The organism is Dermabacter sp. HFH0086, from assembly GCF_000413375.1.
GTDB classification, from domain to species: Bacteria; Actinomycetota; Actinomycetes; order Actinomycetales; family Dermabacteraceae; genus Dermabacter; species Dermabacter hominis.
The window spans coordinates 134,521-160,638 of sequence record NZ_KE340308.1 but is presented as its reverse complement, the minus strand read 5'-3'; the positions used below and the strand labels follow the sequence as shown (position 1 = coordinate 160,638).

The following is a 26,118-nucleotide window of genomic DNA, read 5'->3' as shown; positions in this document are numbered from 1 at the left end:
CGCGAAGGAGGCATAGTCATGGCTTGGATCGATCACGCCCTGTGGTGGCACGTATACCCACTCGGCTTCACCGACGCCCCGATCCGCGAGGGCGATTCCCGCACCGGACGGGGCTTCGATCACCTCACCGGCTGGCTCGACTATGTGCAAGAACTCGGCCTCAACGGGATCGCGCTCGGCCCGATTTTTGAGTCCAAAACCCACGGCTACGACACGCTGGACTACCTGAAAATCGACCCGAGGCTGGGCGACGATGCTGCCTTCGATCGCTTCCTCGCTGCGTGCAAAAAACGCGGGATCCGCGTGCTTCTCGACGGCGTGTTTTCGCACGTTTCGATCGATTTCGAACCGCTTCGCCGCGAGCTTGAGAACCCCTCCGCGAACGCGAGCGAGCGCGAATTTGATATTGATATGGAGGCCGACGGCGGCCCGGCCCCCCGCGTGTGGGAAGGGCACGGGGAGCTCGCCCGCTTCCACCACGAAAGCGCCGCCGCGCGCGAGAGAATCGCCCACGTCATGCGCTCCTGGCTCGAGCGGGGGATCGACGGCTGGCGCCTCGATGCCGCCTACTCCGTGTCCACGAGCTTCTGGAGCGCGATCATCCCCGACCTTCGCCGGGACTTCCCCGAAGCGTTCTTCTTCGCGGAGATCATCCACGGCGACTACGCCGAGTTCGTGCGCGAAGCGGGAGTGGATTCCGCGACCGAGTACGAGTTGTGGAAGGCGATTTATTCGAGCATCGAGCAGAAGAATCTTTTCGAGCTCGAGTGGACTCTCGGCCGCCACAACACGTTCCTCGAACACTTCGTTCCGTACACATTCGTGGGTAATCACGACACGAGCCGCATCGCGAGCGTGCTTGGCGCAGACGGCGCGCTCACGGCTCACGCGATCCTCTATACGCTCGGCGGCACCCCCGCCCTGTACTACGGCGATGAGCAGGCCTTCCGCGGCATCAAGGAAGAGCGCCTCGGCGGAGACGACGACGTGCGCCAGGCCTTCCCCGATTCCCCAGGCGACTTCTTCGGCGAAGGGCCCGCCATGCGCGACGCGATCGCCGGGCTCATCGGCGTACGCCGAGCCGAGCCGTGGCTCGTGACCGCACGCACCGAAGTGCTCGCCATCGCGAATGAATACATGACGTACCGTGCCCACGAGCACGGGGGCGAGCGATTCATCGACGTTGACGTCACCCTCGAGGACATGCCCCGCGTGACGATTCGAGATGCGCACGGAACAGTGCTGTGGTCCCAGCCGCAGCTGTAGCGAGGCAAGCGTCGGAACTGCGCCCCTGGCGAACACAGGCGCCGAGACCCCTCGCGCTCGCTAAGGTTGAGGGGTACGAAATCTCAAGACACAAGGAGTGCACCGTGACCCAGCACAGCGTGAACGCGGCCGGTGAAATGCCGCTTGGCCTCGACGACAACGTGTACCAGCGGCTCCTGCGCGAGCGCATCGTGTGGCTCGGCTCGGATGTTCGCGACGACAACGCGAACGCCATCTGCGCGAAGCTGCTCCTGCTCGCCGCGGAAGATCCGGACAAGGACATCTTCCTTTACATCAACAGCCCTGGCGGTTCGATCACCGCCGGCATGGCTATCTACGACACGATGCAGTACATCAAGCCGGATGTCGTCACGGTCGCCATGGGCATGGCCGCCTCGATGGGGCAGTTCCTGCTGAGCTCCGGCACTCCCGGTAAGCGTTTCGCGACGCCCCACACGCGTATTCTCATGCACCAGCCGCTCGGCGGCCTCGGCGGCACCGCGTCCGAGATCAAGATCCAGGCCGATCTGATCCTCTCGATGAAGCAGCAGATGGCCGAGATTACCGCTGAGCAGACCGGCAAGAGCGTCGAGCAGATCATTGCCGACGGCGACCGCGACCACTGGTTCACCGCCCCCGAAGCCCTCGAATATGGCTTCATCGACCGGATCGTCTCCGCAGCCGGCGACGTGACCGGCGATGGCGGCATGGACGAGAACTGACGCGGCGAAACTAAAGGAGTACAACCATGACTTTTGAGCCCTCCATGAAGGCCGGCCACATGCCGAGCGCACGCTACGTGCTGCCCACCTACGAGGAGCGCACGGCCTACGGCTTCAAGCGCCAGGATCCGTACGCGAAGCTGTTCGAGGATCGCATTATCTTCCTCGGCGTCCAGGTGGACGACGCCTCGGCGGACGACGTGATGGCGCAGCTACTCGTGCTCGAGTCGCAGGATCCGGACCGCGACATCACCCTGTACATCAACAGCCCGGGCGGATCGTTTACGGCGCTCACGGCGATCTACGACACGATGCAGTACATCAAGCCTGACGTGACGACCGTGTGCCTCGGCCAGGCGGCCTCCGCCGCCGCGGTGCTTCTTGCGGCCGGCGCCCCCGGCAAGCGCCTCGCGCTTCCGAACGCACGCATCCTCATTCACCAGCCCGCGATGGGCGGCCAGGGCGGCGGTCAGGCCTCGGACATCGAGATTCAGGCCAACGAGATTCTGCGCATGCGCGAGTGGCTCGAGGACACCCTCGCCCACCACTCGGGACGTGACCGCGAGGAGATCCACCGCGACATCGAGCGCGACAAGATCCTCACCGCCCAGGGGGCGCTCGAATACGGCCTCATCGACCAGGTGCTCCAGCGCCGCAGCGAGCAGGCGCAGCTCGGCCAGTAAGCGCTGCCACCCGTGAACGGGCCGGGGAGGTGCGCCACAGCGACACACACTCGCTGGTGCGCCTCCCCATTTCCATGCATCCCTGCCGCTAGTGTGGCAAGGGCCTGATAGCTTCCCAGGAAGGATTTCTCCTCCATGGCACAGATTGGTGATTCGAGCGAGATCTATAAGTGCTCGTTCTGCGGCAAGTCGCAAAAGCAGGTTGAGCGGCTCATCTCCGGCCCTCACGTGTACATTTGCGAGGAATGCATCGAGCTGTGCAACGAGATCATCGCTGAGGAAACCGAGGCCGCGGAGAAGAAGGAAGAGCAGGCCAAGGAGCTCGAGCTCCCGAAGCCCAATGAAATCTTCGACTTCCTCGAGACTCACATCGTTGGCCAGGAGACCGCGAAGCGCGCCCTTTCCGTCGCGGTGTACAACCACTACAAGCGTGTGATCGCGAGTGAAACGAAGGATTCGGGCATCGGCACCGACATCGACGAAGTCGAGGTCGCAAAATCGAACGTGCTGGTCGTGGGGCCCACGGGTTGTGGAAAAACCTACCTCGCGCAAACCCTCGCGAAGCTCCTGAACGTACCGTTTGCGATGGCTGATGCCACCGCGCTCACGGAAGCCGGCTACGTGGGTGAGGACGTCGAAAACGTTCTTCTCAAACTGCTTCAGGCTGCCGACTGGGACGTCAAGCGCGCCGAGCGCGGCATCATCTATATTGACGAGATCGACAAGATCGGCCGCAAAGCGGAAAATCCGTCGATTACACGCGACGTTTCCGGTGAGGGCGTCCAGCAGGGTCTGCTCAAGATCCTCGAAGGGACGGTCTCGGCCGTGCCCCCGCAGGGCGGGCGGAAGCATCCGCAGCAGGACTACGTGCAGCTCGACACCACCAACGTGCTGTTTATTGTCGCGGGTGCATTTGCGGGTATCGAGGACATCATCAGCAACCGCATCGGTAAGCGTGGCATCGGATTTGGAAGCCAACTTCACACCCCGCTCGATGAACAGGAGATTTATGCGAAGATCCTCCCGGAAGACCTCCTCAAGTTCGGGCTCATCCCCGAGTTCATCGGGCGCCTTCCCGTGCTCACGTCGGTCACGAACCTCGACCGTGAGGATCTCACCCGCATTCTGATCGAGCCGAAAAACGCGCTCGTCAAGCAGTACCAGAAGATGTTCGCCCTCGACGAGGTCGAGCTCGACTTTGAGCAGCTTGCACTCGAGGCCATCGCCGATCGCGCTCTCGAGCGCGGAACGGGCGCGAGGGGCCTTCGCGCGATCATGGAGGAAATCCTCCAGCCCGTGATGTTCGAGGTGCCCTCACGCGACGATGTCGTGAAGATCGTCATCACCGAGGCCGTCGTGACCGAGGGGCGCGAGCCGCTCATGCTCACTCGCGCCGATTCCGCCGCCGAAAGCAGCGATACGAAGAAGCGCCGTCGCAGCGCGTGACGCTTTATGGCCGAAGGCCTTTACTCACCCGGCTTCGCCTGGAAGGCTTAGCGCATGAATGATTCTCCAGCGACCCCAAGTGCCGGGACCCACGTCACCGACGAACAGATCGCCCGCGCCCGGGAGGTCCTCGGCCAGCACCGACGCTCGATCGACAATATCGACGCGGCCCTCGTGCATCTCCTCGCCGAACGCTTCAAGTTCACGCAGGCCGTGGGCGCCCTCAAGGCAGAGCACGGCCTTCCCGCTGGCGACCCGGATCGCGAAAAACACCAGGTCGAGCGTCTTACGCGACTTGCCGAAGAGTCTGGTCTCGACCCGGTGTTTACGCAGCGTTTTCTGCATTTCCTCGTCACCGAGGTGATTCGTCACCATGAGCGGATTGCCGCGGAGAAGTAGCGGAATTGATGGGGCCGCCCGGCGCTGAGTGCGCCAAGCGGCCCGGTTGCTGTGAGCGGCGGTCTAGAGAACGTCGCTTTGGCGATACTCGGTCATCGCATCCATAATCCACCGCGCCACGAAATCGGCGAAGCTCGCGCGAGGGAAGAGCCGCCATACGCTCTGGTCCACGCGGTGCAAGAGGATCGGCACGTGCGCGAGCTGGGTCGCGATCGCGCGGCCCGCTGGGAACTCACGCGGGTGTAGATCCGCGTTGCAGCCCTTCTCGAGAAGCTCCTCGCTGGCGCGGCCCGAAAGCTCAAACACGGTGCGGTTCGCGGAAAGATCCACGGCGTGCCCCGGCAATCCTTCGAGAGAAGCCTCGAGGTCAGCGACGGCGGCCTGGGACGTGTCGGAGGGATCGACGTACAGGAACTCGTCGGGCGAGAGCCACAGAACGTGGCCGGCGTCGGACCTTCCCGCGACCTCGCCAACCCGCGCGGGAAGTGCAAAGCCGAGCACGCTCTCAAGTGCACGTGCGCTTTCGCTCCCCGGCTTCGCGCGAAGCCCTGCCTGCAGCGGTGAATCTAGCTCCCGAAGTGCCACGGAACGCGGGCCGACGACACGCGCCGCCTCCATCGCGCCCGCAAGGTGCGCGGCGGGCGTGCGGCGAAATTCTTTCAACTGAGCGTTAGCCATCGCGGCGCTCTCCTTCCGGATCAAAAAGACACAGGGGCCCGATTTCTACGTCGACGAGGCGGCCGTCCACGGGGCTCGAAATTATTTCGCCTTCGCGTTCGCGGCCTCGTTCGATGAGCGCGAGAGCGAACGTGCGGCCCAGCGCCACCGAGTCGTAGCTCGACGTCACGAAGCCGATATCCTCGATTTGCCCGTTGCCGGGCAAGAGCGGAGTCGTCACATCCGCATCGCGAACCGTGAGGTCCGTTCCCTTTTCGACGAGCTGCGCGCCCTCGCGAAGGCGCAGCCGGCGATCGACTGGAAGAACACTCACGAGGTGGCGCCGACCCGGAGCAGCGGTGTGGGCGCGAGCGAAGGAGCGCTTACCGAGGAACTCCTCCTTCTTCTTCGACACGACCCAGTCCATTCCCGCGTCCTGCGGGGTAACCGTGCCATCCGTATCCTGACCGACAATGATGAAGCCCTTCTCGGCACGCAGCACGTGCATCGTTTCCGTCCCGTAGGGGGTGATGCCAAACTCGCGGCCAGCTTCCTCGACGGCCTCCCACACGTAGAGCCCGTAGAAAGCCTCGACATTGATCTCGAAGCAGAGCTCCCCCGAGAACGAAATGCGGCACACGCGCGCCGGAATACCGTTTGCGAGGGTCGTGTCGCGAAATGCCATGAACGGGAAGCCCTTGGCGGAAACGTCGATGTTCGGGACAACCTTTTCGATGACGGCGCGTGACTTCGGGCCGGCGACCGTGATCGTCGCGTACTGCTCGGTCACCGACGTGAATGTCACGTCGAGCTCGGGCCACTCCGTTTGCGAGTACTCTTCGAGGTGGTCGAGAACCTTCGCGGCGCCCGACGAGGTGGTCGTCATGAGGAAGCGATCGTCCGCGAGCCTCATCGTCACGCCGTCGTCAAAAATCATCCCGTCGGGCGTACACATCACGCCGTAGCGCCCCATGCCGACCTTGAGCAGGCGGAACGAGTTCGTGTACACGCGATCGAGGAATTCCGCTGCGTCTTTCCCGCGAATCTCGATCTTGCCGAGCGTGGTGCCGTCCATGAAACCGACGGATTCACGGACCGCCGCGCACTCGCGGCGCACCGCGGCGTCCATCGATTCCGCTCCCTGCGGGTAGTACCAGGGGCGCTTCCACTGGCCCACGTCCTCAAACTTCGCGCCGTGGGCGAGGTGCCACGGGTGAATCGACGTGAGGCGTGCCGGGTCGAAGAGGTCGCCGCGCTCGCGGCCCGCGATGACCCCAAACGGCACGGGCGTATAGGGCGCGCGGTAGTTTGAGACGCCGACCTTCTCGAGATTATCTTCGCCGAGCGCGGCCGCGAGGATCGCCATTGCGTTTACGCCTGAGGTTTTGCCCTGATCGTTCGCAGTACCAATCGACGTGTAGCGCTTGATGTGCTCGATGTTGTGCATGCCCGCGCCAAAGGCGCGCATGATCTCGGCAACGGCTTGATCGCGTTGGAAATCAACGAAATGCTCGTGCCACTCGGCTGCGTCGCCGTCGTTGGCGGGTACGAGCCACACGGGCCGCACGGGAGAGCGGTCAAGGGGCAGTGAGGTTCCGACGGCTGCCTCGGCAACCTCGCGCTTCAGTTTCCCGGCGTTGAAGCCTTTCGCTTCGGCAGCCTTCTCGCGGGCCTCGATACCTGCGCGGTGACCTTCTTCGAGCGCATCCTCGAGGGAATACTTCCCGGTGAGGGCGCCCGCGTGGTGTTGGTGGGAAACGGGGGAGACGGGCACGAAGCCCGCGATGTCCGTGTTCCACGTGGTTTTTCCCTGGCGGTGGGTGTGGAGGTGCACGGTGGGGCTGTATCCGCCCGAGACGGCGAGGAGGTCGACCTCGATGTGTTTTGCCTCGCTCGTGAGCTCAGTGTTGTCGTTGAGGCCGCGCACCGTGACGGCGCTCAGGAGCCCGCCCTCGCCCGCGTCGGTATCAATCACGGCGGAGCCCGCGTAGAGGGCTGCTCCCACCTCGCGCGCGATTTTCCTGCAGTGCTCGGGCACGCTTGGGCGTGCGTCGATGATCGCGGCGACCTTCGCCCCTGCCGCCGCGAGGTCGAGCGCGCTCTCATAGCCCGCGTCATTGGTGGTGAACAGTGCCGCTCGGTGGCCCGGCAGAGCGCCGTAGCGGTTGATGTAGGTGCTCACGGCGGAGGCGAGCATGATGCCCGGCCGGTCGTTGTTTTTGAACACGAGCGGTCGTTCAATGGCGCCGGTCGCGAGAATGACCTCCGCGGCGCGGAACTGCCACATGCGCTGGCGCGACACTCCGGGGCGCTTGGCGCGTGGAAGGTGATCGGTGCGGTTTTCGACCGCGATCACGTAGTTCGCGTCGTAGCAGCCGAACGCGCTCGTGCGCGGAAGGTAGGTGAAGTCGCTGTTCTTTTCGAGCTTCTCGATTTCAGTGCGTGCCCATTCGGGGCCGCTGAGACCATCGATTTCGACATCGCGTGTGGAAAGAAGTGAACCGCCGGGAAGGGGCTGATCGTCGAGGAGCGCGACCCTGCATTGGCCGGCGAGGGCCGAGCGCGCCGCGGCGATGCCGGCGGGGCCCGCGCCCACGATGAGCACGTCCACGTGGCGGTGTTTGTGGTCGTAGAGGGCCGGGTCGGGACGCGGGTCGAGGGCGCCCTGCCCTGAAACAAACAGAGTCTCGAGGCCCGGCGTAGCCGGGACGGTTGTCACCGGCAGCATTGTTTCGTCGATATCGTGCGCGTCGCGTGAGCGAACCGTGATGAGCCCGTTCGGCTCTTCGATGCCCGCCGCGAGGATTCCTCGTGGGCGGTGGCGGTACATCGATTCGGCCGTGTGGATCCGGCCCGAGGCGATGAGCGCGGAGGCAACCGTGTCGCCGTCGTATGCCTCGATCTCCACACCGTCAACCGTGATCGAGAAGGGTTCACTGTCCGCGAGGCCGTACCGAGGGGAATGCTCGGGGGATAGTCGCATGCTCACTTGGTCTCTCCCATCGTGTGGGCGGCCTCGTCGCCGCCGTGCAGCTCGGGGCGTTTCTCGCCCGCCGGATAGAACGCGAGGAACTCATGGGTCGCCGTGTCGCGCAGGGCATTGAACCACTTTCGGCAGCCGCCCGTGTGCAGCCATCGCTCGGCGTACTCGCCTTTGGGGTTCGAGCGGTAGAACAGGTAGTGGGCCCATTCGGTATCGGTCAATTCCGCGGTTTTTTCGGGGTGGGCCACGTGAGCCTCGCCGCCGTAGTGAAACTCGATTTCGTCGCGGTCACCGCAGTGGGGGCACGTGAGAAGAAGCATCGTTGGTCTTCCTTTCGCGGAGGGGTTAGTGAGCGACGGCAGCGGCGCCGTGCTCGTCGATCAGGTGGCCGGTCGTAAAGCGTTCGAGCGAGAACGGTTCATTGAGTTCGTGGGGGCGATCGTTCGCGACCGTATACGCAAACGCCCATCCGCATGCGGGGGTAGCCTTGAAGCCGCCCGTGCCCCAGCCGCAGTTGATGTACACGCCTTCGACGTCACACAGGGACATGATGGGGGAAGCATCGAGCGTGACATCCACGATCCCGCCCCATGTGCGCAGCAGATGTGCACGAGAGAACACGGGGAATAGTTCGATCGCCGCGGCAATTTGCTCGGAGACCACGTGGAACGACCCGCGCTGGCCGTAGCCGTTGTATTGATCGATTCCCGCACCCATGACGAGCTCGCCCTTATGAGCCTGCGATACGTACATGTGCACGTGGTTGCTCATGACGACCGTGGGGTGAACCGGCTCAAAAAGCTCCGAGACGAGTGCCTGGAGCGGATGCGACTGCGTGGGTACGCGCACCCCGAGTTGATCTGTGAGGGTGGTCGTGTGCCCTGCTGCCGCGAGGGCGATTTTGGGGGCGAGGATCTTCCCGCGAGTGGTCTCGACACCGATCGCGCGGTCACCGTCGGACAGAACCTTCGTGACCTCGCAGTTTTGAATGATGTCGACGCCGAGCTCGTTGCACTTGCGCGCGTAGCCCCATGCCACCCAATCGTGTTTCGCGATGCCCGCGCGCGGCTGGTAGGTCGCGCCCATAACCGGGTATCGCACGTTGTCGCTGATGTTGAGGATCGGGCACACTTCTTTGACCTGCTCGGGTGTGAGCCATTCGGCGTCCACGCCGTTGAGCTTGTTCGCCTCGACCCTTCGCACCGATTCGCGCACGTCGCCGAGCGTGTGCGCAAGATTGAGCACGCCGCGCTGCGAAAAGAACATCTCGTACTCGAGCTCCTCGGTGAGGCCCTCCCACAACTTCATCGCGTGCTCGTAGATCGCGGCGGATTCGTTCCACAGGTAGTTCGACCGGATGATCGTGGTGTTGCGGGCCATGTTGCCGCCCGCGAGCCACCCTTTTTCAAGAAGGGCGATGTTGGTCATCCCGTGATTTTTTGCGAGGTAATACGCGGTGGCGAGTCCGTGTCCGCCGCCGCCCACGACGATCGCGTCGTAGGTTTTCTTCGGGTCCGGGTTATCCCACAGGAAATCGGGGTGTTGGGGCAGTTCTTCCGCCACGGGGCCTCCTAGGTTCTCGTCATTGAGAAAACGACTGGGCGTCATTTCCACGGAAGGTAGTGGTGTCGATCCTAGAAGTAGACCACGAGACAGTCAAGCGATAAACGCAACGAGGTTGCGATAATGACAACTCGGATCTAGGTGGGGGCGCAGGCGGGGGCGGTCTGCTCGCTCGAAAGGGCCCCGAGAACCACGGCGGTGTGAAGACCTACCGTGCCCCTCGGGGCTCTTGCGATGATCGGCTGCGTGTTGCGGCCTGTGCGCGCCTACTTCTTCTTCGCGGGCGGCTCGCCGAGCTCGACCTTCGACAGCGTGATCGCGCCGTCGGTCGAGGGCTCAAGCGTGAGCTCCTCGATTGAGCCGAGCGCGCACACGTCGAAGCGCACGCTCTCGAACTCGGCGAGTGCACCTTCGGGAAGCGCGAGATTCGCCTGCAGCATCGGAGTCTTTTGCGAGACCTTCGCGTCGCTCTTGACCTTGCGCACCGAAATGATGGCCTCGCTCACCACGCGCAGGAGCGATTCGTCCTGGCCGGCTGCGGCCTTGGCGAGAGGCGCCGAGGTGGGCCATGCCTGCTGGTGAACCGAGCCTTCGCGCCACCAGCTCCACACCTCGTCGGTGGCAAACGGGAGGTACGGCGCGAAAAGGCGCAGCAGGGTCTCGAGCGCAATCGTGAGAGCCGCGCGAGCCGAGGCTGCGGGGCCTTCGCCAGCCGCACCGTGCGCGCGGTTTTTCACGAGCTCGATGTAGTCATCACAGAACGTCCAGAAGAACGGCTCGATGACCTCGATCGCGCGCGCGTAGTCGAGCTTCGACATCGCCGCGCTCGCCTGATCCACGACGCTCGCGAGGGAGGCGAGCATCGCGCGGTCGAGCGGCTCGGTGACGGCGGCTGGGTCCGCAGGAAGGGTGCCCTCCGGGTCCGACGCCACTTCGCCAAAGCTGAGCGCAAACTTCGAGGCGTTGAGAACTTTGATCGCGAGGCGGCGGCCGATCTTCATCTGGCCCTCTTCGAACGCCGTGTCCGCTCCCTGGCGGGCACGTGCCGCCCAGTAGCGCACGCCATCCGAACCGTACTTTTCGAGAAGGTCGATCGGCGTCACGACATTGCCTTTCGACTTTGACATCTTCTTGCGGTCCGGGTCGAGGATCCAGCCGTTGATACTCGCGCCCGTCCACGGAAGCGAATCGGTGAGAAGATGCGAACGCACGACCGTGCTGAACAGCCACGTACGGATGATGTCGTGGCCCTGCGGGCGAAGATCCATCGGGTAGACCTTGCCGAAGAGATCCGGGTCATCGAGCCAGCCGGTCGCGAGGAGCGGCGTGAGCGAGCTTGTCGCCCACGTGTCGAACACATCCGGGTCGGCCGTGAAGCCGTTCGGCTCATCGCGCTGAGACTCGTCGAAGCCTTCCGGCGCATCGAGGGTGGGATCCACGGGAAGGCGATCCTCGGAAGGAATGAGGACGCGGTCGTAGTCGATCTCGCCCTTCGCGTCGAGGCCGTACCACACGGGGATCGGCACGCCGAAGTAGCGCTGGCGGCTCACGAGCCAGTCGCCCGTGAGGTTCTCGACCCAGTTGCGGTAGCGCGAGGCCATGAATCCCGGATACCAGGTGAGTTCCTCGCCGCGCTTGAGCAGCGCCGTGCGCAAAGTGCCGTCGGCCTCATCGCGTCCACCGTTCGTGATGTACCACTGGCGGCTCGTGACGTACTCGAGTGGCTTATCGCCCTTTTCGTAGAACTTGACGGGGTGGGTGATCTTCTTTGGCTCGCCCACCATGTCGCCCGTCTCGGTGACCATCTCGACCACGCGCTTTTGCGCGCTGAATACGGTGAGGCCCGCGAGTTCGGCGTACCGCTCGCGACCGGCCTCGCTCGTGATCCACGGGGCGTCCTCGAGGAATCGGCCGTCGCGGCCGATCACGGCTCGCGTGGGAAGGTCGAGTTCACGCCACCAAATCACGTCGGTCGCATCGCCGAACGTACAGATCATCGCGATGCCCGCGCCCTTATCGGCCTGTGCGAGCGGGTGCGCGAGAACGGGCACCTCGACCTCGAACAGGGGGGAGAGCACCGTCGTGCCGAATAGCGGCTTATAGCGCTCATCGTCGGGATGCGCGACGAGCGCGACACACGCGGGAAGAAGCTCCGGGCGAGTCGTCTCGATGAACACCTTCTCGCCGTTATCGGCGCGCGTGAAACCGAGGCGGTGGTACGCGCCCTCGCGGTCGTGGTCCTCCTGCTCGGCCTGCGCAACCGCGGTGCGGAACGTGACGTCCCACGGGGTCGGCGCCTCAGCCTGATAGGCCTGGCCGTTCTTCAGATGCGTGAGGAATGCCTTCTGACTCACGGCACGCGAGTTGTCGTCGATGGTCTGGTAGCGCAGGTTCCAATCCACCGAAAGGCCGAGGGTGCGGAAGGTGTGCTCGAAGGCCTTCTCGTCTTCCGTTGTGAGCTCGAGGCACAGCTCGATGAAGTTCTTGCGGCTGATCGGCATCTGGTTTTGAGGCTTCGCGGTCTTCGCGTTTCCGCCGCGGTGGGGTGGTTCGAAGTTCTCCACGTAGGGGAGGGTCGGATCGCAGCGAACGCCGAAGTAGTTTTGCACGCGGCGCTCGGTGGGCAGGCCGTTGTCGTCCCAGCCCATCGGGTAGAACACGTCCTTGCCGATCATGCGGTTGTAGCGCGCGAGGATGTCGGCCTGGGTGTACGCAAACACGTGACCGATGTGCAGCGAGCCCGAGGCTGTGGGCGGGGGAGTGTCGATCGAGAAGACCTTCTCGCGACTTGTGTCTCGGTTAAACGCGTAGACCTTCGCGTTCTCCCAGCACGTGTCCCATTTGCTCTCGAGACCGTCGAGGCTTGGGCGGTCGGGAATCGAGGGGCTCATCGGTGCGGCGGTCGAGTCGTGACCTGCGTCGTGGCTGTTTTCGCTCATGTGCCTCATTGTTTCACGCATGCACGCATCGGTGGTGCTACGGGGGCGTGAGATGCCCCAACGACAAGCACTGAACATGCCCCTTCGCGTAGGGCCCTTTGTGCCAGGTAGGTCCCTAGATGCCGCGTACTATAGGGGCGAGCCGGCGTCGGATCCTCCAGCGCCCCGGCTCCCCACGACGCACACGAGCGGAAGGTCCCCATGAAGCGCCCCGACCCCACAGGCCACGAACTCGAGTTCGAGGCGGGTGAGCTGTTCTTCTCGACGACCGACGAACGCGGCCACATCGACAAGGCCAACGACGTGTTCGTGCGGCTTTCGCGATACGAGGCAAGCCAACTCAAGGGCGCCCCGCACAACATCATCCGCCACCCCGATATGCCCTCGGGCGTCTTCCGGCTCCTGTGGGATTCCGTCGAAAAAGGCCAGCCGTTCGCGGGGTACATTCGTAATCTTTCGTCCGACGGTAGCCACTACGACGTGTTTGCTACGGTCACCCCTCTTCCCGAAGGCGGGTACCTTTCCGTGCGCTCAAAACCCATGAGCAGCGCGACTTTTGACGACGTGTTCGAGGCCTATGCCGTGATCGTTGCCGAGGAAAACAAGCTGCGCAAGCAGGGAAGGAGTGCTCGCGAGGTTGCGGGCGTCGGAGCAAAGCTCGTCGATAATGCCGTGCGTGATCTCGGCTATGACGGCTATGAGGTGTTCCAGCGCAAGGCGCTTTTGCGTGAAGTGATGATGCGTGAAGAGGCGCTTGAGGGCAGCCTCGGCATGGTAGTCACGAACACGATTGACCTCATCGTGCGCGCCGCCCTCGGCATTCACGCCGAGGTCAGCGTGCTGTCGTTCGATCAGGAAACTCTCGAGACGATCGCGGGCTACACCGACTCGGTTTTGCGCCGTATTCGCAAAGACATCGACCTCCAGGCAGCAGCCGAGCTCGGGCTGTGGGATTCGAGCGACAACGCCCTGCGTCCCCGCCTCAGCTCTCTCACGGGCGAACTTTCGACCCTCGCCGCGCTTTCGCGCGAGACCCAGTTCCAGATTTCCCTTGCGCGTCTTCAGTCCGCGATGGTCACGCAGTTCGCGGACGAGCGCTTCGAAATCGAAGAGAGTGCCGCGCGTGCCGAAGCCAATAGTGCGATCCGCGACCTCGTCGCGGCACTCCTCGCGGACCTTGACGTCATGCTGCAGCACATCGGTTCGCTCCACGTCGCGATCGGCCGTGCCCGCACGTCGATCAGTAGCGTGAGCGCGAAAATGCGCGAGAGGCGCGAGCTCGTGGACGAGTTCCTCGATGACTCCTTCGCGAAAGGCACCGACCTTTCCGCGCGCGCCGAGGCACTTGAGCCCCACTTCAGCCAGTCGGTCATCGATGCCGACGTCGCCCTTTCCCGGCTTGAACGCCTCGAAAAGGCCTTGAGCGATTTTGATGCCGAATATGATGCGGAGCCTCTCGAGCGCATGCGCGAGCAGCTCCTCGATGCTCTTGAGCACACGGAGGTGTGATGGACATGAACTCACGAGGCCCACGAACGGTTGTTGTCACCGGCGCGAGCTCCGGAATCGGGCGCGCTACGGCGCTTCGTCTCTATGAGGAAGGGTATCGAGTTCTCGCGATCGCGCGTCGGCGCGAGCGACTCGAAGAGCTCGCCCGCATGGTGAACGATCCCGAAAAGTTTGATGTGCTGCCGTGCGACGTTAGCGTCGACGAGGATGTCGCGCGCGTTGCCGACTACGTCGAGCGCGAGTTCGGCGGAGTGCTCACGTCCCTGTGCAATATCGCCGGTGGTGCACTCGGCATCGAGCAGGTCGCCGATGCAGCCTTCGACAAGTGGGAGGGGATGTTCCGGTCCAACGTGATTGGCTCGGGCCGTGTCACGAAGGCGCTCCTTCCAGCCCTTGAAGCAAGCGGGCACGGCGACGTCGTGTTCCTGACCTCGACGGCGAGCCAGGCGGCCTATGAAGGCGGCTCCGGCTACAACGCCGCGAAAGCGGGCGAACACATGATCGCCGCGGCGCTCCGCCTTGAACTCGCCGGCAAACCGATCCGGGTCATCGAAATCGCCCCGGGGCTCGTGCACACCGAGGAATTCAGCCTCACGCGCCTCGGTGGCGATCAAGCTGCCGCCGACAAGGTCTACGAAGGCGTTGAGAAGCCACTGACTGCCGACGACGTCGCGGATGTCATCGCGTATTCCGTGAAGCTCCCGCACCACGTGAACCTCGATCTCGTGACTCTGCGGCCGCTCGCACAAGCCGCGCAGCACAAGCTCATTCGCTCCGCGTGAGGCCGCTCGAGCTTCCCGATACGGGGCTCAACGACGGCCAAAAGGTCGAGACCAGACGCATTCTCGCGCTCTTTTCCCCGCACAGGGCGACCCTCGCACTCGTGCTCGCGCTCATCGCGCTTGGTGCTCTCACGGGAGTGCTCTCGCCGTTTCTCGTGCGCGAGATCGTCGATGTTGCCCTGCCCGAAGGCAACATCGCTCTTCTCACGTGGTGCGCGCTCGGCATGATCGCCGTTTACGCTGCGGGCGCGGTTTTCAGCGTGTTCCAGTCTTTCCTCTCCATACGAGTGGGGCAGGCGATCATGCACGACCTTCGCGTGCGAGTGTTCGCCCACCTCCAGCGCATGGGACTGCCCTTTTTTACCTCGACCCGCACGGGGGAAATCCAATCGCGGATTTTCAACGACATCGGCGCCATGCAGTCCGTCGTCACGAACGTGGCCACCCAAATCGTCTCCGCGAGCGCCACGATCCTCATGAGCGCCCTCGCGATGATCGCCATGGACTGGCGGCTCTTCCTGTTCTCGCTCGTCACCACACCCATCGCCTCCGTTCTGAATCGACGCGTGGGAAAGCGGCGCCGCGCGCTCGTCAAACGTCGGCAAGAAGCCGCCGCTGACCTTTCCGCCCACATCCAAGAATCCCTCTCCGTCTCCGGGATTCTGCTATCCACGACCCTCGGGCGTTCGGAGCCGATCATCGACGCGTTCGACGCCGAATCTCGTGACCTCTCGAGGCTCGAAGTTGAATCGGAAATGGCGGGCCGCTGGATGCAGGGCCTCTACTCGGTGCTCCTGTGGGTCATTCCCGCCCTCACCTACCTCCTCGGCGGGGTGCTCTTTATCAAGGGCCTCGGCGACCTGACGATCGGCACCCTCGTCGCGTTCGTCGCGATGCAAACAACGCTCTTTCCTCAGCTCAACACGCTCCTGCGCGTCGCCACCCAAGTTCGCGCGAGCCTCGCACTATTCACGCGAGTGTTCGAGTATCTCGACCTCGACATCCCCATCAAAGAAGCCGCGAATGCACGGACATTTCCCGGCGGGCGGGCGCGCGGGCACATCAGCTTCGAGGGCGTGACGTTCACGTACCCGAGCGCACGAAAAACGACAATCGAGGACGTCTCCTTCGAGGTCCTGTCCGGGGCGCACATTGCTCTCGTTGGCAGCACTGGAAGCGGCAAAACGACTCTCGGATACCTCCTCTCACGCCTCTACGACGTGAGCGAGGGGAGAATCCGCATCGACGGCATCGATGTGCGCGAGCTCAAGCTCGACGCGCTCGCGGGCGCCGTCGGAGTGGTCACGCAAGAGACCTACCTGCTTCACGCGAGCATTGCGGAGAACCTGCGGTTTGTGAAGCCTGAGGCGAGCGAGGCCGACATGATTGCCGCGTGCGAGATTGCACAGATCCACGCGCACATCGAGTCGCTTCCGAACGGCTACGACACGGTGGTGGGGGAGCGGGGCTACCGATTTTCGGGAGGCGAAAAACAGAGACTCGCGATCGCGCGTACCATCCTTCGCGACCCGCCTATCCTTGTGCTCGACGAGGCAAGGAGCGCGCTCGATACGGTGACCGAGCGTGCCATGGGTGGGGCACTGCGCTCCCTCAGTGAGGGACGCACGACCATCTCGATCGCGCACAGGCTTTCAACGGTGCGCGACGCCGATCAGATTCTCGTCGTCAAGAGCGGGCGCATATGCGAACGCGGCACCTACGACGACCTGCTCGCCGCCGGCGGAGAATTTAGCCGCCTCGCCACCGGCGAGCGCCGGGCCTAGGTTGGTTCAGGCCTCGACTTCGATGTGGCCCACGCCGCGATCCACACAGCACGCGATGCGTGTGCCGTGTTCGTCCTCTTCGAGGTACTCGTTCTCGTACTCGACTTCGCCGCTCACGAGCGGGACGACACACGTTCCGCACGTGCCGCCTTCGCACGAATATTTCATCGGAACACCCGCATCGAGGAGCGCCTGGAGAAGAGACGTATCCTCGCCAACCTCGACGGTCACGTTGGACTTAGTAGCGGTTGCGGTGAACGGTTCTTTATCAAAGAGACCCACGGAAAACTCCTTGCTTTGAGACATCGTGAGGGATCAACGCCCTCAAGCATGACACACGCCGCTATATCACTCGCTTCTCACGCGCCCAGCGGGAGAGCTCGTAGCGGTTTGTGAGCTGAAGCTTCTTGAGCACGTTGGAGACGTGGGTCTCGATCGTGCGATCCGAAATGAACAGCGCCGAAGCAGCCTCGCGGTATGTATGACCGCGCGCAATAAGCTTCATGACCTCCTGCTCGCGCGGGCTCAAAAGATCCATCTCGCTGGGCACGGACGGTGCTACGCCACGGAACGCATCGAGCACGAATCCTGCGAGGCGAGGCGAGAACACCGCGTCGCCTTCAGCGATTTTGTGGAGTGCTGCGGCGAGCTCTTCGCCCGTCGTGGACTTCGTGACATAGCCGCGCGCGCCCGCGCGGATCACGGCGATCACGTCAACCTCGGCGTCCGAGACCGAGAGGGCGAGGCAGCGCACCGGTTTGCCCGATTCGGTTGTGAGGGATTCGAGAGCTTCGGCGACCTCCGCGCCGCCGCCTCCGCCACCTCCGGGCAGGTGAACGTCGAGCAAAACCACGTCCGGGCGCAGCTCGCGGGCCTTGTCGATTGCCTCCTCGACGGTGAGGGCAATGTCGACGATTTCGATGCCGCCGAGCCTGCTGAGCTCTTCACTCACACCCGACGCGAAGATGCGGTGGTCATCGACCACGAGCACGCGAATGTTCTCAGCCATGGCGTTGGTTGTCCTGTCTCTCAAGCACGAGTGATACTTCGCAGCCGCCGCCGATCGCGCCTCGCACGCTCGCGAAGCCACCGGCGCGGGCCATGCGTCCAAGGATAGACTCGCGCACTCCGAGACGCCCTTCAGGGATGGCACTCATGTCGAAGCCCTCGCCGCGATCACGCACGAAAACCTCGATGTTCTCGCCTGTCGCGTCGAGGAACACCTGCACCCCCACCTTGCCGTGTCGCGCGGCGTTGCTCGTGGCCTCGCGAAGCGCGAGAAGAAGTGGTTGATAGCCGTCCACGAACGGTGCATCGCCGACGCATACGACTTCGATCGGGACCTCGTGTGCGCGTTCCGCCTCTTCGGCGGTGCGGGTGACTGCCTCGCGAAGGCTCTGTGGCGGAGCTGCCGCAGCCCGTGGCGTGGCGTAAGGCGGCGCGGAACCGGGGGTGATGTTCCCGTAGAGCCAGCGGCGGAGTTCTACTTCCTGCTGGCGCGCGAGATGTTTCATGCGCTCGGGAGGTGTGGACTCGCGCTGGATCACGGTGAGTGTTTGGAGTACCGAGTCGTGAAGGTGCGAGGCGATTTCCGCCTGGTGGTCTGCGAGTGCACGCTCGCGGGATTCCTCGCGTATGCCGGCCCACAGGCGTCGCGTCCAGGGCACGACGAGAATCGAGGCGAGGGCGAGTGAAAAGAGGGTCGCGGCGGCAGTGATCCCCATCGCGCGCACCCCGAGGAGGGCCCCGACGATCACGAGTGCGCCTCCCACGAGGAGGAGGCCGCCAACAACGACCGCGCCGGTCACGGCTAAGGGAAGGCTCGAGACCCTTCCCGTCCAGCGCGCCGTGTCGACGCTCGAGAGTGGCAGCGTGCCGAGGGCGATACCTACCGCGAGGATGCCCGCACCGATCGCGAGGGGAGCCTGGATGTCGATATCTGGCAGGAGCGCCGGAAACACCCCGACGCTGACGATCGCGACGGAGGCCCCCACGATTCCTGCGAGGATCGCCCACCGCACGGCGGTGCCAAACGGCGTGTGGCCGCCCTCGAGAGGAAGCGCTGCCTGCCGAAGAGCAGGCTTGCCCCTGACGGGAGCGCTCGAGAGCTCGGCGAGAACTTCGCGTTCGTGCTCGCGGTCGAGCGGAAGGGCCCACCACGCGAGGACGTACACGAGCATGACGCTCCCACCAATGCCGAGGAGCGCGTAGAGGACCAGCGGTGTGAGGTCGAGAAGGAGGGTCGCGGGGAGCACGCACGCGAGTGCGAGGCCGCCGAGCGCGAAGAACGTGCGCACGGCGGCGACCGGGATCCCCATGGCGTTTGCGAGGGCCGCGCACACGCCCGTGAGTTCCGCACCGACGCGCTCGCGTGTCCACGCGTGCGCGGTCGGTTGGAGGAGTTCACTCATGCGACCATAGTGACATGACATCCCCCTCGGCGCACCGCGAGCCTCCTCGCGATGCAGAGCGCACCGACCGCACGATCGCCGCGCTCGCGACCGCGCAGACGAACTCGGACGCGACGACGTTCGCGCTCCGCTACGGGCTTGCGCGTCGCCCCGGCGAGGGGCTCGCCGCAGGCGTGTGCACGGCTCTCGCGCACGCCTACGGGCTGCCCGTGAGGCTCGTGCGCATCTGGACGCTCGCGCTCGTGCTTCTCGGCCCCGGTCTCTTCGTGTATCTCGTTTTCTACCTTGCACTTCCGCGCCCCGAACGCGTTCGTGCACGCGGGGGAGTGGAGGTGCGCGCTGGTACCGAGAACGCCCGCTACGACACCCCCGCGCGTGCGGTGATCCGCAGGCGACCCCAGCCGGGGGACCTCATCGTCGCACTCCTCGTACTTCCCGTCCTCGCTCTCGGCGTCGCGATTGTGTGGGCGTACGTCGCGTATGCCCCGATCGTCCTAGCGTTCCTCGTCCCGATCTCGCTTGTGCTCGGCGTCATCGTTGTCTGGGGCGGTTGGCGCGCAAGCCGCGCCCGCACGACCTACCTGTTCATGCGTCTTGCGGAACAAGCCGGCATCATCGACGATCGCGAGGCGCTTCGCACACTCGCGCGGCTTCGAAGCGAAGCACCGGCTGCATGGGGCGCGGAAGGTGACCCCAGCAGCCCCGACTCGAACGATGCACGCGGCGCAGGCATGATCAGGGGGCGCACGGTCCTGTGGCTTTTCGCGGCCTTCGTTTTTCTTGGCGTCGCCGTTTTCTCCCTCGTCAGCTACCTCCCTGGCCTCTTCCCGGCACTTAACCCGAACGGGCCGCTTGAAGTCATCCCACGCGTGGGTGTCGGCGCCGCCGCCATCACGCTTGCCTGCGGCACGGTGCTCATCATCGCGGGAGCGCGAGGCAAGCGCAGCCGTCAGATTCTCGCGTTCGGGATCGCCTCCTTGCTCGTCTTCGCCGTGTCCGTGTCGTGGGTGCGCCTGACCGACTCACGCGGCAACGCCCCGATCTACATGAGCGTCGATGAGTTCCAACCCGGTTCCTACCTCGAGTGCACCGGCGGTGGCGTGCGCGAATGGTCACGCCCCGTCGTGATCGACCTGAGTGAGCTTGGCGACCCCCCGACGGATGAAGAGGCGCGGGCCTCGTGGGCCGTGGCGAATGGCGAGCCGGATCCGCTCCTCGTGGACCTCTCGCTCACAATCGTGTGCAATCGCAGCGTCGGCAACATCACGGTCATCCTTCCCGAAGAGGACTGGCGCGTGAACTCGACCCTCGCCTCGACTCTCGGCACAACGACGAACTCGGAGGCAAAGGGGTATAGCCGCTGGGACCCGTCGCACGTCACCATCCAGATCGATGGCCGCACTATCTTTGGCGACGTCACCTACGTGCGGGAAGGAACGAAAGCATGAGGCGCGATTCATTCACGTTTGCCGTCGGGGTCTTTCTCGTCGTCATGACCGTGTTCCTCGCTCTCGTGCTCATCCTTGGCGGTGCCATGCCCTCGTGGGTGACCGCGGCTGGCGTCATCGTGATCCTGTGCGTGTGCATGCTGCTCGGCTCGTTCGGGAAGCCTCGCCCCGAAAGCGGCGAGGACGATCACGAAAGTGACCGTGAAGCGCCAGCCTCGTGATACTTTTGGTCTCAAACGGCGTCGATCCGGCCATCACCGGGTAGCCGCGGGAAGAACGGCAAGCGTCGGGCTCTCACGCCCCCGCGCCGCCAAGTAGAACCCGCCGGGACCAGCCCGTCACAGCTGAGGAAAGAGTGAGCGCTAGGCGAAGCTCCGCGAGCCGCGCGCTAACCGAGGTGGTACCGCGCCCTCGTGCGTCCTCGGGCCCGAAGACTACACAGCTAGGTCGTGGCCCCAGGTCACGCATAAAGCCGAGGAGCGCGCATGGCATACCCCAAGAACGGTAAGAGCCTCACGAGTTCACCAAACCTCCCGAAGCTCGAGGACGAGGTGCTCGCCTTCTGGAAAGAGGACGACACATTCGCCGAATCCATTCGTCGCCGCGAGGGCGCCGAAGAGTTCGTGTTCTACGACGGCCCGCCGTTCGCGAACGGCCTGCCGCACTACGGCCACCTCCTCACCGGCTACGCGAAGGACGTCGTCCCGCGCTACCGCACCATGCGCGGCAACCTCGTGGAGCGCCGTTTCGGGTGGGACGCCCACGGGCTTCCCGCCGAGCTCGCTGCGATGGAGGAACTTGGCCTCACCGAGAAGCGCGAAATCGAAGAGATGGGCGTGCAGGCATTCAACAATGCCGCGCGCGGCTCCGTGCTGACGTACGCGAACGAATGGATCGACTACGTCACGCGCCAGGCGCGCTGGGTCGATTTTGACAACGACTACAAGACGCTCGACGTGACGTTCATGGAGTCGGTGCTGTGGGCGTTCAAGCAGCTCTACGACAAGGACCGCGCGTACGAGGGCTACAAGGTTCTCCCGTACTGCTGGGTTGACCAGACCCCGCTGAGCTCCCACGAGCTGCGCATGGACGACGACGTGTACAAGGACCGCCAGGATGCCTCCGTCGTCGTGACGTTCCCGCTCACGGGCCAGAAGGCGGCCGAGCTCGCACTCGACGGCGTCAAGGCTCTCGCATGGACGACGACCCCGTGGACCCTCCCCACGAACTTCTCGCTCGCGGTGGGCCCGGAGGTCGAGTACGTGACGGTTCCGGCGGGCCCGAACGGAAGTTCCGACGGCACCCCCGCCGGTGGTGCGACCTACCTCCTCGCGAAGGATCTCGCCGGCGCGTTCGCGAAGGAACTCGGCTACGACGGTGAAGAGGACGTTCTCGCGGCTCTCGGCGAGCGTGTGTATGCCGGTTCCGAACTTGAATACGTCGAGTACACCCCGCTGTGGGACGTGTACGCACAGGACCGCGAAAAGTGGGGCCTCGAGAAGGCTTGGATCATCACTGTCGCCGACTACGTCTCGACGAGCGACGGTACGGGCATCGTGCACCAGGCAACCGCGTACGGTGAGGACGACCAGAAAATCAACGCCGAATACGGCATCCCCGTGGTGGTGAGCGTCGACGAAGGCGCAAAGTTCCTCGAGACGTTCCGCGGGACTGCGCTCGATTCGATCGTGGGTCTGCAGGTGTTTGAGGCTAATCGCCCTCTCATCCGCCTTCTTCAGGCAGATGGCCGGCTCTTCCAGGAGAAGAGCTACGTGCACAGTTACCCGCACTGCTGGCGCTGCCGCAACCCCCTCATCTACAAGGCCGTCGGCTCGTGGTTCGTGAAGGTTGCAGATCAGCGCGAGCGGATGCTCGAACTGAACGAGGAGATCAACTGGGTTCCCGGCAACGTGAAGCACGGCCAGTTCGGAAAGTGGCTCGAAGGCGCACGCGACTGGGCAATCTCTCGCAACCGCTACTGGGGTACGCCCATTCCCGTGTGGAAGAGCGATGACCCGAACTACCCGCGCATCGAGGTGTACGGCTCGCTCGCGGAGATCGAGGAAGCCTTCGGTGAGCTTCCGCGCGACGAGAACGGCGAGGTGAACCTCCACCGTCCGTACATCGATAACCTCACGCGCCCCAACCCCGACGACCCGACGGGCAAGTCAACCATGCGGCGCATCGAGGACATTTTCGACGTGTGGTTCGACTCGGGCTCGATGCCGTTCGCGCAAGTGCACTACCCCTTCGACAACGAAGAGTGGTTTGACTCGCACAACCCTGCCGACTTCATCGTCGAATACATCGGGCAGACCCGCGGCTGGTTCTACGTCATGCACGTGCTCTCAACCGCACTGTTCGATCGCCCGGCCTTCAAGAACGTCATCTGCCACGGCATCGTCCTTGGCGACGACGGCAACAAAATGTCGAAGTCGCTCAGGAACTACCCGGACGTGCGCGAAATGTACGATTCGTACGGCGCGGACGCGATGCGCTGGTTCCTCATGAATTCGCCGATTTTGCGCGGCGGCAACCTCGTGGTCGCGGAAAGCAACATTCGCGATGCGGTTCGCACGGCCGTTCTTCCGCTGTGGAATACCTGGTACTTCCTCGCTCTATACGCGAATGCGGCGGGGGAGAAGGATTCCGACGGTAAGCCGACCGGCTACGAGGCCAAGGTTCGCTATGACTCCGAGGACGTCATGGATCGCTACCTGCTTGCGCGTACGGGGCAACTCGTTCGCGAGGCGCAGGACTGCCTCGACGAGTTGCGGATTGCTGATGCCGGTGAAGCGATCGCCCAGTACCTGGATGCACTCACGAACTGGTACGTGCGCCGTTCCCGCGAGCGTTTCTGGGAGGGCGATGAAGCCGCGATCGACACGCTTTACACGTGCCTCGAGACCCTCGTGAGGGTTGCCGCGCCTCTGCTTCCGCTCGTGACCGAGGAAATTTACCGTGAGCTCACGGGTGAGCGGAGCGTGCACCTCACCGATTGGCCCGATGCTTCCCTGTTCCCCGCGGATGACGCGCTCGTCGAGGAGATGGACGCCGTGCGCCAGGTGTGTTCGCAGGGCAACGCGCTGCGCAAGAAGGAGGGCTTGCGTGCCCGCCTCCCGCTCGCGGAGCTGACCGTCGTGGCGGTCGATGCTGCACGCCTCGAGCCGTTCACCGACATCATCCGCGATGAGCTCAATGTCAAGGCCGTGCGGTTGCTCGATGTCGCGAGCGAGGAGGCCGGAAAGATGGGCGTCGAGCAGCGCTTGAGCGTGAATGCCCGCGTCGCTGGCCCGCGCCTCGGTAAGGACGTGCAGCGTGCGATCAAGGGCGCGAAGAGCGGCGACTGGAGCGTCGCCGAGGACGGCACCGTCACCTCGGGCGGCCTCGACCTCGTCGAGGGCGAGTACACGCTCGACCTTGTCGCGGGCGATAGCTCGGATGCGGAAGGCCGCTCAATCGGGGTTCTGCGCGGTGGTGACTTCATCGTTCTCGACACTCGCGTGAGCCCCGAGCTTGAGGCGGAGGGCCTCGCGCGTGACGTCGTGCGTGTGGTGCAGTCCGCTCGCCGCGAGGCAGGCTTCGAGGTTTCGGACCGCATTTCGCTCGCGGTTGCGGGATCCGAAAGTGTTCTCGAGGCCGTGCGTGCGTTCGAGACCCTCGTTTGCCACGAGGTTCTCGCCACGAGCGTTGCGTATAGCGAGGGTGCGCTCGCGGGCGCCGACTTCGAGACGACCGAGAAGGTCACCGGGGCGAGCGTTACCGTTCAGGTGAAGCGCGCTTAACGCCACTTGTCGAGAAGGTCATCCGGTGGCGGGGGAGTCGAGCGGTCGATTCCCCCGTCATCGTTTGTGCCGCCGGGCTCGATGGCGGTTGCGGGCTCACGAACGAACTGGACGTTTATGTCTTCGACGAGCGTGAGGCCTTCGCCCATGTAGAGGCCGTCGATGTCGCCCTTGACTTCGAGCAGGTCGGAATTGAGTTCCTGCTGCGCGAGGAGCGTTGGGTAATAGCCGTAGTGCGGGTCGATCGAGCCGTCGGGTAGGCGCCGAAGCGAGTCGTGAACGGCCCTCAGATCGTAGCCCGGCCACTTCACTTCCGCCGGCGCTTGCCCCGGTTGGAAAAAGGAGATTCCTGTGTTGAAACCCGCGTCGTGGTCCGTCGCGGGGGTGAGATCAATGTTGGTGACTTGCGGTGAGTGCGGACCGTTGAGTCCACCGAGATCGAGGAGTGGAACAGGGTCGACCGTGAAGGAGATTCCCGCTTGTGAGGGGCCACCAAGAATGGTGTCCGCGTAGGGTCGCAGCCCCTGCTTGTGCGCGATCGCGAAGACCTTGGTGTTCGATTGCGCGGGAATGTAGGCGTCCACGGGAGAACCAAAGGTGACGATATCCGTGACGTTGTAGCCGTCTTCGCCATTGAAGTCATGTTTTGAGGAGAGCGAGACTGCTGCGAGGCCTCCCTGGGAGTGTCCAACGAGCATGAGGTTTGCGCCTTTGGGAACGCCCGCGGCTTCGAGCGCAGCGCGCGCGTTCTTCATCGTCGTGACGTCCATGCCCGCCATCATCCCCAGGTTTGAGGCCCAGTCGCGCGAGTTACCGGCGGTTCCATCCCACGCCTTTTCCGTGCCCATACCGATCTGGGTGGGAGGCATGTACATCACGTAGGTTTCTTCTCCCGTCGAGGTGCGAAAGTGCTGTACACGATAGTTTTCGCGGTCTTCGCCCGCGTCGCGTGCGTGGCGTGCCTCCTCGGTGAAGTAGAGCAAGTCCGCGAGTGTGCGCGGTGGGTGCGAATCCTTGTAGTCGCTGATGCTCACGAGCGTGCTTTGTTCGGTCGTCGGGGTGACCGTGAACCGAGGGTTGTGGAAGTGTTTCCTGCCGAGCGCGCTGGCATAGTCGATGGTCTCGAGCGCGATTTTGCCGATCTCGTGGTTGAACGTGTGGGTATTGGGCCTTCCCACTGCTCGAACGCGCTTGGAGCCGCGGCCAAACAGGTTCCTCATCCCATGAGCGATACCCGCGAGAGCGGTGATCCCGAGTACCTGCGCACGTGTCGCCTCTGCGAGACCTAGGGCGGACGCCGAACCGGCGCCTCCGCTCGCGGCGTCGCTCGCGTGCGACGCCGCATCCTGCTCGAGCGCATTGCTCTCGAGCGCGTGTGCAAGTGCGAAAAGCTGCTTCACGGCCTCGTGCATTCCGGGTGCAACGATGCTCGAAACGCGCGCGCGGAAGGCTTCGGCATCCGCGCCCTCCCACGGGACTGCCCCCGCTTCGTCTTTCACGCGAGTCGCATCCGCGGTGAGTCGTCCCGCAAGGTCGTTGAGAGCGCGCGCAGAGTTACGCGCCTGCTCGGTATCCATGCCTAGAAAATCGCCCACGCCCTACCCCTTTGCGCTTCCCGTGAACCGCGGCGACCCCTGTGACCGCGTGCTCAACTTGAGAGTAGGCAACCGTCGGACTCCACGCGTGCGCGCCGTGGCGTCTGGGGGCGGCCGTGAGGTGTGGAGCACGAGCCGCGCCCTGG

At 64.1% G+C, this 26,118-nt stretch carries 20 protein-coding genes; 11 read left to right on the top strand and 9 right to left on the bottom strand.

The genetic code is table 11. The features are described 5' to 3' along the window. Positions 1-18 precede the first annotated feature (18 nt). The 5 genes from HMPREF1484_RS00725 (at position 19) to HMPREF1484_RS00705 (ending at position 4,516) form a co-directional block, all read left to right on the top strand. Positions 19-1,266: an alpha-amylase family glycosyl hydrolase gene (locus HMPREF1484_RS00725; protein ID WP_016663094.1), complete on the top strand. Its 1,248-nt coding sequence runs from the start codon at positions 19-21 to the stop codon at positions 1,264-1,266. 137 nt (positions 1,267-1,403) lie between these two features. Beyond that, the gene (locus HMPREF1484_RS00720) at positions 1,404-1,988 is read left to right on the top strand and encodes an ATP-dependent Clp protease proteolytic subunit (RefSeq protein ID WP_051120673.1); all 585 of its coding nucleotides are present in this window, start codon (positions 1,404-1,406) and stop codon (positions 1,986-1,988) included. A 26-nt stretch (positions 1,989-2,014) separates the two neighbouring features. Next, a complete protein-coding gene (locus HMPREF1484_RS00715) occupies positions 2,015-2,671 on the top strand; it encodes an ATP-dependent Clp protease proteolytic subunit (RefSeq protein WP_016663092.1) in 657 nt (218 codons plus the stop codon). 135 nt (positions 2,672-2,806) lie between these two features. Further along, positions 2,807-4,117 (top strand): ATP-dependent Clp protease ATP-binding subunit ClpX, encoded by a 1,311-nt coding sequence (clpX, locus tag HMPREF1484_RS00710; protein ID WP_016663091.1) that lies wholly within the window; start codon positions 2,807-2,809, stop codon positions 4,115-4,117. A 54-nt stretch (positions 4,118-4,171) separates the two neighbouring features. Beyond that, on the top strand, positions 4,172-4,516 hold the full coding sequence (locus tag HMPREF1484_RS00705; RefSeq protein ID WP_016663090.1) for a chorismate mutase: 345 nt from the start codon (positions 4,172-4,174) through the stop codon (positions 4,514-4,516). A gap of 63 nt (positions 4,517-4,579) precedes the next feature. Here the strand turns inward: HMPREF1484_RS00705 and HMPREF1484_RS00700 are convergent, their stop codons facing one another. The 5 genes from HMPREF1484_RS00700 to valS form a co-directional block, all read right to left on the bottom strand. After that, positions 4,580-5,194 (bottom strand): sarcosine oxidase subunit gamma, encoded by a 615-nt coding sequence (locus tag HMPREF1484_RS00700; protein ID WP_016663089.1) that lies wholly within the window; start codon positions 5,192-5,194, stop codon positions 4,580-4,582. Then, entirely contained in the window at positions 5,187-8,156 is a 2,970-nt protein-coding gene (locus HMPREF1484_RS00695; RefSeq protein WP_051120588.1) for a 2Fe-2S iron-sulfur cluster-binding protein, read from the bottom strand. Before HMPREF1484_RS00695 ends, HMPREF1484_RS00700 begins: the two co-directional genes overlap by 8 nt. Before the next feature lie 2 nt (positions 8,157-8,158). After that, positions 8,159-8,476 (bottom strand): sarcosine oxidase subunit delta, encoded by a 318-nt coding sequence (locus HMPREF1484_RS00690; RefSeq protein ID WP_016663087.1) that lies wholly within the window; start codon positions 8,474-8,476, stop codon positions 8,159-8,161. A gap of 25 nt (positions 8,477-8,501) precedes the next feature. After that, positions 8,502-9,719, bottom strand: coding sequence for a sarcosine oxidase subunit beta family protein (locus HMPREF1484_RS00685; protein ID WP_016663086.1), 1,218 nt, complete (start codon positions 9,717-9,719; stop codon positions 8,502-8,504). A gap of 266 nt (positions 9,720-9,985) precedes the next feature. Further along, positions 9,986-12,658 carry a valine--tRNA ligase gene (gene valS, locus HMPREF1484_RS00680; RefSeq protein WP_040386337.1) on the bottom strand — a complete coding sequence of 891 codons (2,673 nt, stop codon included), beginning with the start codon at positions 12,656-12,658 and terminating at the stop codon, positions 9,986-9,988. A 201-nt stretch (positions 12,659-12,859) separates the two neighbouring features. On the opposite strand from valS, the gene HMPREF1484_RS10700 reads away from it, so the two are divergent. From HMPREF1484_RS10700 to HMPREF1484_RS00665, 3 genes are read left to right on the top strand one after another with little or no spacing between them, the layout of a single operon-like run. Beyond that, on the top strand, positions 12,860-14,167 hold the full coding sequence (locus HMPREF1484_RS10700) for a PAS domain-containing protein (RefSeq protein ID WP_016663084.1): 1,308 nt from the start codon (positions 12,860-12,862) through the stop codon (positions 14,165-14,167). Further along, complete coding sequence (locus HMPREF1484_RS00670; RefSeq protein WP_016663083.1) at positions 14,167-14,949, top strand: SDR family oxidoreductase; 783 nt, start codon at positions 14,167-14,169, stop codon at positions 14,947-14,949. Before HMPREF1484_RS10700 ends, HMPREF1484_RS00670 begins: the two co-directional genes overlap by 1 nt. After that, positions 14,946-16,733, top strand: coding sequence for an ABC transporter ATP-binding protein (locus tag HMPREF1484_RS00665; protein ID WP_016663082.1), 1,788 nt, complete (start codon positions 14,946-14,948; stop codon positions 16,731-16,733). The genes HMPREF1484_RS00670 and HMPREF1484_RS00665 overlap by 4 nt, the downstream gene beginning before the upstream one ends. Positions 16,734-16,739: 6 nt before the next feature. Here the strand turns inward: HMPREF1484_RS00665 and HMPREF1484_RS00660 are convergent, their stop codons facing one another. The 3 genes from HMPREF1484_RS00660 to HMPREF1484_RS00650 form a co-directional block, all read right to left on the bottom strand. Further along, complete coding sequence (locus HMPREF1484_RS00660) at positions 16,740-17,015, bottom strand: 2Fe-2S iron-sulfur cluster binding domain-containing protein (RefSeq protein WP_016663081.1); 276 nt, start codon at positions 17,013-17,015, stop codon at positions 16,740-16,742. Between the two features lie 61 nt (positions 17,016-17,076). Continuing rightward, the gene (locus tag HMPREF1484_RS00655) at positions 17,077-17,742 is read right to left on the bottom strand and encodes a response regulator transcription factor (RefSeq protein ID WP_016663080.1); all 666 of its coding nucleotides are present in this window, start codon (positions 17,740-17,742) and stop codon (positions 17,077-17,079) included. Then, the gene (locus HMPREF1484_RS00650) at positions 17,735-19,144 is read right to left on the bottom strand and encodes an ATP-binding protein (RefSeq protein WP_016663079.1); all 1,410 of its coding nucleotides are present in this window, start codon (positions 19,142-19,144) and stop codon (positions 17,735-17,737) included. The genes HMPREF1484_RS00655 and HMPREF1484_RS00650 overlap by 8 nt, the downstream gene beginning before the upstream one ends. 14 nt (positions 19,145-19,158) lie before the next feature. On the opposite strand from HMPREF1484_RS00650, the gene HMPREF1484_RS00645 reads away from it, so the two are divergent. The 3 genes from HMPREF1484_RS00645 to ileS all read left to right on the top strand — a co-directional run bounded on the left by HMPREF1484_RS00645 (position 19,159) and on the right by ileS (position 24,377). Continuing rightward, a complete protein-coding gene (locus HMPREF1484_RS00645; protein ID WP_016663078.1) occupies positions 19,159-20,592 on the top strand; it encodes a PspC domain-containing protein in 1,434 nt (477 codons plus the stop codon). Further along, positions 20,589-20,813: a hypothetical protein gene (locus HMPREF1484_RS00640; RefSeq protein ID WP_016663077.1), complete on the top strand. Its 225-nt coding sequence runs from the start codon at positions 20,589-20,591 to the stop codon at positions 20,811-20,813. Before HMPREF1484_RS00645 ends, HMPREF1484_RS00640 begins: the two co-directional genes overlap by 4 nt. A 264-nt stretch (positions 20,814-21,077) precedes the next feature. Next, entirely contained in the window at positions 21,078-24,377 is a 3,300-nt protein-coding gene (gene ileS / locus HMPREF1484_RS00635) for an isoleucine--tRNA ligase (protein WP_016663076.1), read from the top strand. Here the strand turns inward: ileS and HMPREF1484_RS00630 are convergent. Further along, a complete protein-coding gene (locus HMPREF1484_RS00630) occupies positions 24,374-25,972 on the bottom strand; it encodes a WXG100 family type VII secretion target (protein WP_016663075.1) in 1,599 nt (532 codons plus the stop codon). The genes ileS and HMPREF1484_RS00630 overlap by 4 nt on opposite strands. Positions 25,973-26,118: the final 146 nt, after the last annotated feature.